Below are 13417 nucleotides of genomic sequence, written 5' to 3'. Positions count from 1 at the left end.
TAAAAAATTATGACAATCACAACTGAAATGAAAACTCAAACTAAACCTGCAAAACTACCCCCTTCAACTCACGAATTTTCTGAGATTATTCATCGTTTAGAAGCGGGAGGGGCGATGCTTCCCGATACGCCTGAGAATTTAATGCAAATTATCGGGATTTATAAAGCTTATGCCGTGCCAATGGATTTTTATTGGCGGGATTTGCTGTATATCGCTGAACGGGTATTTTTAGACCCTTTACCCTTTTTTAAATACTTCCTTCCTCAAGAGTATTTAGACTTGCCTAATCATTATGCAGGCGATGATGCAGATTTAAGAATTTGGCGAGGAGAAGCAACAGTACACCCGGAATTATTGGCGTTTATTGAAAAAGGAGAAACGTCAAAAATCCCGAAATTACTGCATCATTTGTGGCATGATAGGATTAACATGGAGTTTGCCGAAGCTTGTATGCGGGCGATGTTTTGGCATCGAGAAATGGGCGGAAGATTTGATCCTTATCTCGATACGGATGAATACAAGGCTAATGCAGATAGAGCGATTAAAGCTTACTTTAAAAACAATCCGGTGATGTTAGGCTTATATAAGCTATTTCCCGATCTGTTTCTTGAACAAGTTCGCCAACTTTCCTATTACAGTAATTTGGGGCTATTCTGGGAAGTAATGGCGCCTGTTTTCTTTGAAATGAGCGATTTGTATGATGAGGGAAAAATTACCACAGTTCCCGAAGCGATGAACTTCTTGGTCAATGGAATTTTTGCCATCGCAGGACGCCCCATTTATCATCATGTTTATATCGATGGGGAATGTTACGAAATTATTCCCAAGTCGAAGGGATTTATGTGGTTATATGAGGCTGCACTTCCCTATGTTGAAGCGGTATTTTATCGGACTGCACCCTTCCGAGGAACGAAGTCTTACAACGCCCAAGCCCAAGAAGTTCCCCAAGATCAAAAAGACTTCCATTATGGCATTTTATACGCTGATATTTTCCCGGTGGGAACTGCGGGAATTCCGCCGACTTTGTTAATGCAAGATATGTTTCATTTCTTACCGCCTTATTTGGTGGAATATTACCAAAAACATTGTCGGGGTGAAGATGATATGTTGATTCAGCTTGCCAATAGTTTCCAACGTTCAATGTATTGCGTAACCTCTGCGGTAATTCAAGCGTTACGGACGGCGTTATTGTATCCTTTAGATGATCCGAATCCTCGACATTTACAAGCAAATCGCGACTTTTTTGAGATGCAATTAGATCGGTTTAAACGTCCTGAAGCGCGTTTGAGAAATATCCAAACTCAAAATTATCGTTAGAGTGTTTAAACCCGGTTTGATTCAAAAAACCCGGTTTCTCACAGAAACCGGGTTTTTTAGTTTTTATACTATTATGGGGAGTAAATAGGAATGGGTTAGGACATACCTCAGCCGAAGCAGAAGTGGAAGTGAATCATTAAAAAAATGGATTTGGCTGTTAAATACAGTAGGGTGGGTGACGGAAAAAACTTAAGAATTTTAACGTTAATTGATCGGTTGTCACCCACCCTACACGCAGCAGGGCTTAGTATTAATGTTAGATTGTTCGCTTCATATTTTTACAGTGATAATTAATTGCTGGTACTGTTACCTCAAAACGCTCGGCAAGTTCTCTTGCAGATATGCCTCTTGCATAATCATTTGTAATTTGTTGGATTTGTTGGGGGTTAAGTTTTCTAGTTTTTGATTCAAACAACCTCTCAACATTTACATCTTCTGGCTCAGGCAACTTGAATTTGCGTTTGGCAGCGTTGATAGAAATATCATGTGCTTCTTGCAAATCACCTGTATAAAGCTCAGTTGTCATACGCTCAACATAACCGACAGCTTCAAGCCCTAAAGCTTCAGGAATATGATTACGAGCAATGCGTGGAGTGCCATCTATTGTTTGCCACTCTAAACGCATTTCAGAAGCAAGTTTACCGAATAGTTTTATGTAAGTATAGTCAGTCCAGTAGGCAGGTGACTCTCGAAGCTCGGCAATAAACCGAGCATAAGGCAACCTTTCATGCTTATTCCTCAAACGTGCCTCTAACCATTGATGTAGTGCCTCACTATCAGCTTTTGTGTAAACTCCTTGAATAACAGTGTATGCCTGAGCATAAAAACCTTCGGTGGCAAACCATTTAACAAAATCTTTAATCTTCTCTTGAGTTCCTCGAGGTAAACCCCTTTCTGTAAGAAGTTCAAGAGTAAAATCAAAGAACTCGGATACCTCTATGACTTTATGATAGGAGTTTGTAAGATTACCATAACCTCGTTTGTTATAGTCTTCATCAAATGGCAAGTGATAAACTGCAAATCGCTTCTTATTCGAGGGCAATTCAAAATAGTGAACTATATCAATAGTGTTAAAGTCATCAGGGTTTTTATCTCGGGTCTGACGTGTCCACTTTGCTAATTTATCATAAGTAATGCCAGCGTACTTTTCTGACATTCCGAAATTCAAACCTATACTGGGTTTATTCTTGCCAAAAGCGTGAGGATTAATAATGATAGCTTCAAACTGGCGATTTTTATACCTTAGATTTAGATGTTGGCCAGGTCGTAGATCCATATTTTTTACCTTATAAGTTAATAATGATGAGTATATCATAAAAGCCATGTCAAAGGGTTGGGTGATTTCCGCTTCAGATGACAATACGCTGAAAGTTTGGAATCTCCAAACCGGGGAAGAAATTGTCAGTTTTACTGGCGAGAGTGATTTATTCTGCTGTACTGTTGCACCGGATGGGAGGACAATTGTAGCGGGTGAACTTTCAGGAAGGTTACATATTTTGCGTTTAGAGGGGATAGAGAGTGAATCCCCCCTACCAATTCTGGGGGGAACCGGAATGTTAAAGTCCCCCATTTCTCAAAGTCCCCCATTATTGGGGGATTTAGGGGGATTCTTTCAAGGGGGATTTAGGGGGATTCTTTTTCTTTCGCCACTTCAACGAATACCTTGAAATATTTTTTCTGCTGTTAGATTAAGTTCGGGAAAAGCGACTGATTCAATAGGATTATTCCCTCGAAATTGATTAACTTGGTATTCGCCATCAACTAAATGATAAACCGAAATTGTTGGTTGTTTAGGGTTGCCAATAAACCGCTTACCTCCCAAACCGAGATAATCTACAATCCAATATTCTGCAATTCCCATTTCTTCATAATCACTTGCTTTTAAAGCGTAGTCATCCCGCCAATTGCTACTGACAACCTCAACAATTAAACGAATGGATGAACCCATTGTAATGATAGATCCAGTCTCCCAACGGGGTTCGTTGACAACAGAAAGGCGATCGAGGATAATAACGTCTGGTTCGTATCCAGACTCCTCACGCAAGGGTTTAACAACGCATTCTTTAGGAATTAAGTAAGGCAATTGGCGGTTACGACACTGAAGACCTAATTCCAAACTGAGAAATCCAGCAATTTCCGAATGTTTACCTCTGGGTTTCGGCATCTCAATAATAACCCCGTTGTGCAGTTCGTAGCGGTGTTCTGAATTCTCGGGATACCAAGCGATGAATTCATCAAAGCTGAGGAATTGGGGTTTTGATTGAATCATGGCATCATTTTCTGTGATAGAGACTGTTATTGAAAGAATTGTATCAACTTGTAGGTTGGGTTAAGCGTGAGTCGCAACTCAAGAATAATCACGCGGTTGGGTTTCTTTAACCCAACCTACAAAAAGCTACAAACAGCCTGTTTTTGATGATGAGTATTGAACTGGACTTGATAGAACCCCTAAATTTATTGAAACTTTAACCCATTAAAAGTACCGTATCAATTACATGAATTACACCGTTATCGGCTTCAATATCAGCAGCGACGACGGTGGCATTTTTGACTTCAAATCCTTCAGTAAATATCAGGGGAAGAGGAGAACCTTCAATAGAAGTGAGGGTTTGAAGTTGTTCTAAATCCGCTTTCATTAGCTTACCGGAAACAACGTGATAAGTTAAAATCCGAGTCAGTTGAGGGATATTTTGAACTAAAGTTTGTATCGTTCCGGGAGGAAGTTTCGCAAACGCATCATCATTGGGAGCAAAAACGGTAAAAGGGCCAGGACTTTTGAGGGTTTCCACTAAACCTGCGGCTTGAACCGCTTGTACCAGCGTAGTAAATGAGCCTGCACCAACTGCAATATCAACAATATCAGCCATTGATTTTATTTAACTCGATTGTTCTTGGGAATCCTATTGTGTGGCTCTAGTTTAACATGATTGTTTCCTCAAAACGACGAGATATTTTTGAAGTTCACAGCTTGAACTTGATGAAATTTCAATTTAAACAGAGGTAATAGGTGAACAATTTGCTTGTCTTTTCTGTAGCATTAAGCGAAAGCCTCCCGATGGAGGCTAAGTGTAATGAGAACAGTTTGATTGAGTCATTTTACTGACTTCGAGGACTTTGATAGGAGGCATAGGTATCAAATAAAGCACCAACGAGACTACAGGTTATAGCAATGATCATACTGCCTTGTAAGGGGTGTCCACTGCCAAAGGTTGCCAGAAATTGTAAAATTTGCCTACTGGAAAATTGACCGATAGTTTCGAGATAGGGAAGACAACCGATAATCACCGAGCTAGTTAATCCTAAACTGATCACCAGAATGGGAGTAAAAAAGCTCAGTGTCATCGTCAGTAATACAGAACGCAGAAAATCAGGAAATATACCCATAGTTAGAAGAATTGAGAATTGAATTCGCTTACCGCCACAAGAGAGGCAAGTTAATCTAGACGATATAACTTCTAAGATAAAGGTAATTTCTCGTTTCGTTCCACTCTGTCAGAAAACTTAAATTAATGTTCAAAAATCTTGGTTAAGATTTGTAGATAGTTGTTATGTTTCTTTGTCATTTTACCGTTAGGATTCATTTAAGCCAGATGCAAATTAATTCCAGCCTCGGACTTTGGACGCGCCGCTTCATTGCTGCTTTATTTTTGGGCGGACAGGTGATTGTTCATTTATTTCAGGGTAAAATTCATCGTCGTAACACTTTAGAACAAATGGCAACTGTCGGGCCGGAGTCCTTGCTAATTGCCTTAATCACGGCAGGTTTCGTCGGAATGGTGTTTACTATTCAAGTTTCCCGTGAGTTTATCACATTGGGTGCAGGAAATTTAGTGGGGGGTGTTCTTGCTCTTTCTCTAGCACGAGAATTGAGTCCGGTTTTAACTTCTGTGATTATTGCTGGACGAGTGGGTTCTGCATTTGCGGCAGAGATTGGAACGATGCAAGTTACGGAACAAATTGATGCGCTTTATGTATTAAAAACTGATCCCGTTGATTATTTGGTGATCCCCCGTGTGATTGCTTGTTGTTTGATGTTACCTTTACTCAATATAATTTGTCTAATTACAGGTTTAGCAGGTGGCTTACTAATTTCTAGTAACTTATATAACATTCCTCCGAATTTGTTTCTAGACTCTGTGAATAATTTTCTCACCCTTTGGGATTTAATCAGTGGTGAAATCAAAGCGGCGGTGTTTGGGGGAGTCATTGCAGTGATTGGGACGAATTGGGGACTGACAACAACAGGCGGCGCCAAAGGTGTTGGACAATCAACAACAACGGCGGTTGTGACGGCTTTACTTTCGATCTTTATCCTTGACTTCTTCCTGTCTTGGTTGATGTTTCAGGGAGTCGGAAATTCCGTACTGTAGTTAGGGAACAGGTTACAGGGAACCAACTGTAAATCCCTTCCTTTTTACGGAGTTTCGCCTTACCCCTATTTTGGTAACATTTGTTTACATGACGCACACCTGACGCATTGGAGCATGAACGATGACCACAACTCCATCAACGACAACCATTCCCTCAAGTGTTGAACTGAGGCCCAATTTTATCATCCCGGCTGTACTGCTGTTGACGGGAATACCGTTAATTTTCGTTCAGAAAGCACTAGGATTGATTATTGCCTTACTGGGACTGTTTCTACTGGTACAGACGACAACCATTCGTCTCCAGTTTACCGAAACAGCACTCGATGTCTCCCGTTCGGGTAAATTACTTCGACATTTTCCCTACGCAGATTGGATCAACTGGGAAATTTTCTGGCCCGGTGTACCGATCTTGTTTTACTTCAAAGAAGTGAACAGCATTCACTTTCTGCCGATTATTTTTGATCCCAAAACCCTAAAAGGCTGTTTAGAAACTAAGTGTGGTAATATCAAATCCCCAGGCGTAGGACTTAGAAGTTAGGAGTGGCTGGTAGGGGTAATTGATCAATTACTCCTACAACTGATAACTGTAAATCCCATCCTGTTGTTAAAATTAACTTTGATGGGAAACTTTTTATCAGTTCGACAGTTGTTGAGCATAATATAAAGACAACCCCCCTCTATCAAATCGCGTTTGGGCATCCCTGGCTTCAGTTTCAGTGTATGTTGTCGAACTCGTCTGACCCGAATTGAACCTCTGTTGATTCCATGAATTTAGACGAACCTCAAAATCAAGAGCAAAACGATCGCTCAAAAGAAGTATCCGAACCGGATGAAAACCCTGTATCGGACGAATTGTTCGTGTCTACGCAAGCTGCGACAGACTTCCAAACCGCGACGATTTTAAAAGACCAAATTCAGCAACTCAGAAAGGAAATCGCTGATTTACAAGCTGCTAAAGCCAAAATGCAGCATGAACAGATGGCTTTGACAGAGACAATGGGGAATTTAGTCTCTGAAACGTTAAGCCAACTCGAACAACGCCGCCAAACTCTACAAATTGAAGTCGAAAAGCTTGAACGCCGTCGAGAACGCATTCAAAATGAAATGCGAACCAGTTTTGCAGGAGTTTCTCAGGATTTAGCTATTCGGGTTCAGGGGTTCAAAGATTATCTCGTCGGAAGTTTGCAGGATTTAGTCAGTACCGCCGAACAGTTGGAACTGATCCCCCAATATCCAGAATCACCCATTGAAAGCGATCGCCCCCTTCCCAAACGAGAGATCGAACCCGAGCGGAGTTTAACGCCTCAGTTTGCTGAACAAGGATTTCAGGAACAATCCCAACAAATTCGCCGCATTCTTGATCAATATCGCACCATGCCAGACTATTATGGCCCGCCCTGGCAGTTGCGACGCACCTTTGAACCCATCCACGCTAAACGAGTTTCGACTTGGTTCTTTAACCAAGGGGGACGGGGTGCATTACGCACGATGGGAAGTCGGTTACAAAATATTTTGATCGCCTCGGCGATTACTTCTGTTCTCAGAACCCTCTATGATCGCCGTCTACGCACTTTAATTTTAGCAAATAGCCCCGAACGTCTGGGCGAGTGGCGGCGTGGCTTACAGGACTGTCTAGGCCTCGATCGACGCGATTTTAGCCCGGAGCGGGGTATTGCTTTGTTTGAAGATGCCAATATTGTGGCAATTAAAGCAGATAGACTTGTTCAAGATGGAAAACTGCCGTTTATTGTGGTGGATGATAGCGAAGAAAAAATTAGTCTGTCGTTGCTGCAATATCCCCTCTGGTTAGCCTTTGCACCCGAACCTCAATCTCAACAACAGCAACCCCTTTACCGTGAACTTTAACAGGGAACAGTTTTGTAGGGGCGGGCTGATTTTGCATTATTGTTTAAAAGTGAGTATGGCGCATTGGGTAGAGAAAGATGCTTGAGTGGACTGGATTAAATTTTGGGTTGTTAGTAGCGGGTTATTTGTTAGGTTCTATTCCCACTGGCTATCTAGTGGCTAGAACATTCTATGGAATTGATTTGCGATCTGTGGGTTCGGGTTCAACGGGTGCGACGAATGTTTTAAGAAGTTGTGGCAAGTCTCCGGCGTCGTTTGTGTTGTTGGTTGATGTCCTTAAAGGGGTTTTGGCGATCGCATTGGTTTTCTTTGTTTATGCTTTAGAAATTACCCCTCAAATTGCTGCTTCTGCGAATATTCAAGATGTTAATCTGTTCTTATATTGGATAGCAACAGGAGCGGGTTTAATGGCTCTTTTAGGTCATACTAAACCCGTTTGGATTGGCTTTCAAGGCGGAAAAGCGGTGGCAACCAGTTTAGGGATTTTACTCGCTTTAAATTGGCAATTGGGTTTAGCCACCTTGGGGATTTTTGGCTTATTTCTAGCAATTTCTCGCATTGTTTCTCTGAGTTCTATTGCAGGAGCGATAGGAATTGCCAGTTTAATGGTGATTACAAATCAACCTTTACCTTATCAAATTTTTGCGATTGTTGGCGGAATTTACGTCATCTGGCGTCATCGAACGAATATTGAACGGTTATTAAAAGGAACCGAACCCCGCATTGGTCAAACTTTATCGACAGAACAGCAATAAATTCATTGACGATAAAGAAGAAAAACCACAAAGATACAAAGACACAAAGATGGGCTTTTTGTTGTTTCTTTCAGGCTTTTAACATCTGTTTGGCGATCGCTCTAACGACTGGAACCGGAACACTATTACCCGTTTGTTTTCTGATTTCAGCGTGAGATACAACGATTTTAAACGATTCTGGAAAGCCTTGCAAACGTAAAAGTTCCCGTGACGATAGACGTCGAATTCCATTCACTAAAAGATAGTTATAAGAAGCCCCACTTCTCAAAGCGCAGGAATAGGGAAGCACAGAAATATTTCCCGATTTATTTTCATGCCAAATTGATGGATAAAAGGGCTTAACTTTCAATTTGTTAATTCTCTTTTGTTGGATAAACTCAGAAGCAAACAAACTTTGATCAACTTTTTCATCGGGTTCTAATATATCGGATAAACTCATTCTTTTTTTTACGGGTTTGGGAAAGTCAAAATTGATGTTATCTAAAAATCCAACAATATAAGTTCGTTCTCGCTTTTGCGGTAAACCAAAATCTAGCGCATTGAGAACTTCTGTATAAATGTGATAACCTAGATTTTGCAGGAGTTCGGTAATAACTTTAAACGTTTTTCCCTTGTCGTGAGTTCTAAGCTGTTTGACATTTTCCAATAAAAACGCTTGAGGAAGATGTTCTCTTAAAATCATCTCAATATTATAAAATAACGTTCCTCTGGCTTCATTAAACCCTGCCATTTTGCCAATAATACTAAACGCTTGACAGGGAAACCCCGCCAATAAAATATCATGTTGAGGAATCAAACAAGGATCAATGGTGGTAATATCACCTAAAGGACATTCACCAAAATTTGCTTGATAGGTTTTTTGGGCGGCTTCATTCCATTCAGAAGAAAACACACATTTTCCCCCCAGTTCCTCAAAAGGAATACGAATTCCCCCAATTCCCGCAAATAAATCAATAAACGTGAAATTGTATTTTGTTAATCTATTACTCATTCATCAGTTTTTAAAGCGATCGCGAAAATTACCACAAAAGCCAAAAGATTTTATTTCTTAGTGTCTTAGTGTCTTAGTGGTTTATCCTCCGACAAATTACCACAAAGGCACAAAGTCACGAAGATTTGATTTCTTAGTGTCTTGGTGGTTTATCCTCCTACAAATGATCACAAAAGCCAAAATATTTGATTTCTTAGTGTCTTAGTGTCTTATAGCAGTTTTCAGTTCTGTGAGGTACAGCACCGATTGGGTAGAAACCCGGTTTCTGCTAGAAACCGGGTTTCTGGTTTGTACCTCATACGAGCGCACACCGCTATAGTGGTTTATCCTCCTAAAATTACCACAAAGGCAGAAAGAGATGCTTGCTTAGTGTCTTAGTGTCTTGGTGGTTTATCCTCCTAAAATTACCACAAAGGCACAAAGTCACGAAGATTTGATTTCTTTGTGTCTTGGTGTTTTTTTCTCCTTTTTCTGTTACTTTCCTAACTGTTTTGAACGTTCACAAGCCGCTTTTACTGCTTCTATTAATGCGGAACGAAAAGCCGCCTGTTCGAGTTTGCCGACGCCTGCTATTGTAGTTCCGCCTGGACTGGTGACGCGATCTTTCAATTCTGCGGGGTGCATACCTGTCTGTTTTAATAATTCTGCGGTGCCTAGAACGGTCTGTAAAGCCAGTTTTGAAGCGATCGCTCTCGGGAGTCCTGCTGCTACACCGCCATCGCTTAGAGCCTCAACCATCAGGGCAACATAAGCAGGCCCAGAACCGGATAACCCTGTTACCGCATCCATCAAATATTCTGGTACTTCCACAACGTCCCCAACTGCTGCTAGAATTTGTTCAGCCAGTTTGAGATGATGGGGTTGAACAGCTTTACCGGGAGCGATCGCACTAATTCCAGCGCCGACTGTAGCGGGAGTATTGGGCATCACCCGAATCACGGGACGATGAATGAAAGCCGCTTCTAACTTACTTAACGGTACTCCTGCTAAAATCGAAATAATCGTCACCTCAGATTCAGGGTTCGGAGAATCTCCTAAACTGAGGGCTGCTAAATCTGAAATTACAGTGTCTAAGATTTGAGGTTTAACCGCCAACATCAGCACCTCTGTGACCTGTGCGGCTTGGCTATTATCCTCTGTGACCTCTACCCCATACTGTTGCTGAAGAACCGCTCTACGCGGCTCCTGGGGTTCGCTAACGATTACATCTGTTGGGTGATAGATATTCTGAGCAATTAAACGGGAGAGAAGCGCTTCTCCCATCACCCCGCCACCAATTAAACCGAATTTGAATCCTGTCATCTTTAAATCGGCAGGAGACCCCCGCCATAAGTTTACGTTCGCGATAGGAGGAATGCCGCTCCACTAAAATTTACAACTCTGCTACACTCAGATGAGTATAATAGAGCCATGACACAAGTAATTACGGTTAAATGCAAGCTGATAGCCCCACCAGACTTTACCGAGCGGGTCAACGAAACTCTGGTGGGATTTTCCGATGCCTGCAACCGCATATTCCAAGTAGCAAAAGAAAACAACTGTTGGAACACCACCAAACTGCACCATCTGGTTTACAAGCCAGTCAGAGAGGCGACGGGACTGAAAGCCAATCACGTCTGTCAGGCAATCAGAAGGGTGATTAATCAGCGCAAAGCCACCAAACAAATTCACAAGTTTCGACCCACCAGCATCAACCTTGACGCTCGGACGTTTAAATATATTGAATCCTCGCAAAAAGTTGGAGTAACGCTGAAGTCTGGACGGGTTAATTTTAGCCTGAAAATTGGTGGATATCAAATCGCTTTGCTTCGGGGTCAATCTCCCACAAGTGCCACTCTTTCTAAGAGCAGAAATGGCAACTATTACATCAATATCGTTGTAGAAGTTCCCACTCAACCCAAAAATAAAACGCCGAAGGTTTTGGGGGTAGATTTGGGACTGAGAGATATTGCAACTACTTCCACCGGAAAATCCTGGGATGGAACGCAGTTGAGGGAAACCCGAAGTAGGTTTGTTCGCGTTCGCGCCTCGATACAATCCAAACGCACCAAAAGCAGTAAACGCCTGCTCAGGAGGCTCTCTGGGAAGGAATCGAGGTTTCAAAAATGGGTCAATCACAACATCAGCAAACAGCTTGTTGAAGTTGCTCAACAGCTTAATTCTGCAATTGCTTTTGAAGATTTGTCGGGCATTCGGCTGAGAACAAAAGTTAGAAAGAAAACCCTCACCGAAATCAACCGATGGGCTTTTTATCAGTTGCGCTTGTTTACCGAGTACAAAGCTTGTATTGCCGGAGTTGACGTGATTTTGGTTGCTCCAAGGTACACATCTCAGACCTGTTCGATATGCCACCACATCCACCCCGAACCGGGAAAGTCTTACCGTCAGGGAAAAGTGTTTAAGTGTGGTTTTTGCGGTTTTGAACATGACGCTGACGTTAATGGAGCGTTGAATATTGCTCAGTTAGGGGCTGTTGTAAACCAGTCTGAAATCTCGACCTATTCTTGTCAATTAGAGGGGCAACTTTTGTTGTTTCCTGATGGGGTGGGTTAGGGATAGAGCCTCTGCCAAAAGCTTTGCGTTGGCGATGGGTAGTTTACTTGTTGAGTGTAAAATGTCAGAGTCAGTGGTCAGCAATTGTAAAGTCTGATTTCTGATCTCTGACTTGGATAACGCTACTACTGCACCGCTTGTTTCTCGGATTGCCACATCGAAGTCATCGGGGAAGGAATGCGAGTGCGTCCTTGGCTGGGCATTTCGTTCATCACGCCTGACTGAGTTCTAACTTGAACACAACTGGGCGTAAACAGGAAAATGCTTTCACCAATTCGTTCTTGATGACCATCAAGGGCGTAGGTTCCTCCAGCTACGAAGTCTACTGCTCTTTGGGCTTGGTCTGGGTCCATCATGGTGAGATTGAGAACGACAGACTTTCTTTCTTTGAGCGCTCTAATAGCCGCAGGCATTTCTTCAAAAGTACGAGGTTCCATGACCACGACTTCTGAAATTCCGTTTAACGCTCCTGGCATACCGATCACATTGTTCATGGTTGACCCCAATCCTTCTGATGTTACCGTACTTGCTGTAGGGTTAGTAGCCCCAACTGTCCGTTCTCTAGGGCGACGGACGCTCCGACGTTCTTCCTCTACGGGTGCAGGGGAAGCGAGTTCTTGGGGAGGCTGATAAACATTTTGATATTGATCCCCCTCCATTTCATCGTATTCATAATCGTACTCAACAGAGTCATTGAGTCCTACAAAATCCCGTAGCTTACCAAAAATAGAGTTCACGGTTTCTTCTCCATAACGACTCTTTCTCCCGACTAGACACCCATTTTAGGGGAGCTAGCAGGGATTGACTATAGTCAGTTTTTCTCGAACTCGATAGCTTTACCAGAAAATATACTATCTTGTTTAGGTTGTACGCGCACCAAAGAGAATTTGTCCAGGCCGAATCATTGTTGCACCTGCTTGTATAGCTAAAGTATAATCCCCAGACATTCCCATTGACAGATGTTTTAGGTCTAAATTTGACCATCCTTGCTGCTGAATTTTTTGGGCCAACTCTGCCGTTTGCTGAAAGACATTCAACGTTTCCGAATCATTTAATCCTAATGGGGGAATAGTCATTAGACCTTGAATTTGAATGTGCTGGCATTGATTAAGTTCCGCTAAGTCGTCTAAAAGTTGAGAAACACTCCAACCATATTTATTGGGATCGCTTAAAATCTTAACTTGTAGGCAGACTTGAGGCTGACAACCCGATTCTTCAGCGAGTCTGTCTAGGCGTTGAGCGAGTTTGAGGCTATCAACGGAGTGAATCCATTGAAAGTGCTGCACAGCTTTTATCGCTTTGTTGGTTTGGATATGACCAATTAAATGCCAGGTGATATCGGACAAATCTTGCAGTTGCTCTTGTTTTTCCATCGCCTCTTGAATGCGATTTTCGCCAAAATCCCGGATTCCGGCTGCGTAGGCGATACGAATCACATCAGCCGATACTGTTTTGGTGACAGCAACGATTCGCACAGAATCGGGGACTTGGGAGCGAATTTCAGCAATACGTTCGGCGATGGAATGGGTCATAATTTCGTGATGCGTGGTTCGAGAAGGGAGGGA

Annotated in this window: 15 protein-coding genes; 7 read left to right on the top strand and 8 right to left on the bottom strand. The window is 42.3% G+C overall.

Annotated features, from left to right (window positions below):
- Positions 1 to 9: 9 nt before the first annotated feature.
- On the top strand, positions 10 to 1317 hold the full coding sequence (locus VB836_RS16980) for a CO2 hydration protein (protein WP_407659689.1): 1308 nt from the start codon (positions 10 to 12) through the stop codon (positions 1315 to 1317).
- 256 nt (positions 1318 to 1573) lie between these two features.
- Here VB836_RS16980 and VB836_RS16975 read toward each other — a convergent pair whose 3' ends face one another.
- Positions 1574 to 2593 carry a hypothetical protein gene (locus VB836_RS16975; RefSeq protein WP_152964776.1) on the bottom strand — a complete coding sequence of 340 codons (1020 nt, stop codon included), beginning with the start codon at positions 2591 to 2593 and terminating at the stop codon, positions 1574 to 1576.
- A gap of 46 nt (positions 2594 to 2639) precedes the next feature.
- Between VB836_RS16975 and VB836_RS16970 the strand changes: the two genes are divergently transcribed.
- Entirely contained in the window at positions 2640 to 2984 is a 345-nt protein-coding gene (locus VB836_RS16970; protein ID WP_323220903.1) for a WD40 repeat domain-containing protein, read from the top strand.
- On the opposite strand, the gene VB836_RS16965 is transcribed toward VB836_RS16970, so the two are convergent.
- From VB836_RS16965 to VB836_RS16955, 3 genes are all read right to left on the bottom strand, one after another.
- Positions 2969 to 3586, bottom strand: coding sequence for a Uma2 family endonuclease (locus VB836_RS16965; protein ID WP_323220901.1), 618 nt, complete (start codon positions 3584 to 3586; stop codon positions 2969 to 2971). The two genes, VB836_RS16970 and VB836_RS16965, sit on opposite strands and share 16 nt — an antisense overlap.
- Positions 3587 to 3782: 196 nt before the next feature.
- Positions 3783 to 4184, bottom strand: a complete 402-nt coding sequence (locus tag VB836_RS16960; protein ID WP_046277749.1) for a fasciclin domain-containing protein — start codon at positions 4182 to 4184, stop codon at positions 3783 to 3785.
- Between the two features lie 229 nt (positions 4185 to 4413).
- Positions 4414 to 4701 carry a hypothetical protein gene (locus tag VB836_RS16955; RefSeq protein ID WP_323220899.1) on the bottom strand — a complete coding sequence of 96 codons (288 nt, stop codon included), beginning with the start codon at positions 4699 to 4701 and terminating at the stop codon, positions 4414 to 4416.
- 206 nt (positions 4702 to 4907) lie between these two features.
- On the opposite strand from VB836_RS16955, the gene VB836_RS16950 reads away from it, so the two are divergent.
- The 4 genes from VB836_RS16950 to plsY all read left to right on the top strand — a co-directional run bounded on the left by VB836_RS16950 (position 4908) and on the right by plsY (position 8308).
- Positions 4908 to 5687: an MlaE family lipid ABC transporter permease subunit gene (locus VB836_RS16950; protein WP_323220897.1), complete on the top strand. Its 780-nt coding sequence runs from the start codon at positions 4908 to 4910 to the stop codon at positions 5685 to 5687.
- A 121-nt stretch (positions 5688 to 5808) separates the two neighbouring features.
- Positions 5809 to 6225, top strand: coding sequence for a DUF3119 family protein (locus tag VB836_RS16945; RefSeq protein ID WP_046277746.1), 417 nt, complete (start codon positions 5809 to 5811; stop codon positions 6223 to 6225).
- 227 nt (positions 6226 to 6452) lie between these two features.
- Positions 6453 to 7553, top strand: a complete 1101-nt coding sequence (locus VB836_RS16940) for a DUF3086 domain-containing protein (RefSeq protein ID WP_323220895.1) — start codon at positions 6453 to 6455, stop codon at positions 7551 to 7553.
- A gap of 77 nt (positions 7554 to 7630) precedes the next feature.
- Positions 7631 to 8308: a glycerol-3-phosphate 1-O-acyltransferase PlsY gene (gene plsY / locus VB836_RS16935; RefSeq protein WP_323220894.1), complete on the top strand. Its 678-nt coding sequence runs from the start codon at positions 7631 to 7633 to the stop codon at positions 8306 to 8308.
- 70 nt (positions 8309 to 8378) lie between these two features.
- On the opposite strand, the gene dcm is transcribed toward plsY, so the two are convergent.
- Positions 8379 to 9299 carry a DNA (cytosine-5-)-methyltransferase gene (gene dcm, locus VB836_RS16930; RefSeq protein WP_323220892.1) on the bottom strand — a complete coding sequence of 307 codons (921 nt, stop codon included), beginning with the start codon at positions 9297 to 9299 and terminating at the stop codon, positions 8379 to 8381.
- A 474-nt stretch (positions 9300 to 9773) separates the two neighbouring features.
- A complete protein-coding gene (gene proC / locus VB836_RS16925; RefSeq protein WP_323220890.1) occupies positions 9774 to 10601 on the bottom strand; it encodes a pyrroline-5-carboxylate reductase in 828 nt (275 codons plus the stop codon).
- A gap of 108 nt (positions 10602 to 10709) precedes the next feature.
- Here proC and VB836_RS16920 point away from each other — a divergent pair, with 108 nt between their 5' ends.
- Positions 10710 to 11852, top strand: coding sequence for an RNA-guided endonuclease InsQ/TnpB family protein (locus tag VB836_RS16920; RefSeq protein ID WP_323220888.1), 1143 nt, complete (start codon positions 10710 to 10712; stop codon positions 11850 to 11852).
- Positions 11853 to 11977: 125 nt separating this feature from the next.
- On the opposite strand, the gene VB836_RS16915 is transcribed toward VB836_RS16920, so the two are convergent.
- Both VB836_RS16915 and VB836_RS16910 read right to left on the bottom strand, forming a co-directional pair.
- Entirely contained in the window at positions 11978 to 12589 is a 612-nt protein-coding gene (locus VB836_RS16915) for a cell division protein SepF (RefSeq protein ID WP_046278977.1), read from the bottom strand.
- 123 nt (positions 12590 to 12712) lie between these two features.
- The gene (locus VB836_RS16910; protein ID WP_323220886.1) at positions 12713 to 13384 is read right to left on the bottom strand and encodes a YggS family pyridoxal phosphate-dependent enzyme; all 672 of its coding nucleotides are present in this window, start codon (positions 13382 to 13384) and stop codon (positions 12713 to 12715) included.
- Positions 13385 to 13417 lie beyond the last annotated feature (33 nt).

The sequence above is a fragment of the Limnoraphis robusta BA-68 BA1 genome, assembly GCF_034932365.1.
GTDB classification, from domain to species: Bacteria; Cyanobacteriota; Cyanobacteriia; order Cyanobacteriales; family Microcoleaceae; genus Capilliphycus; species Capilliphycus robustus.
The sequence above is the reverse complement of the archived record's forward strand: the minus strand, read 5'-3'. Positions and strand labels throughout refer to the sequence as shown.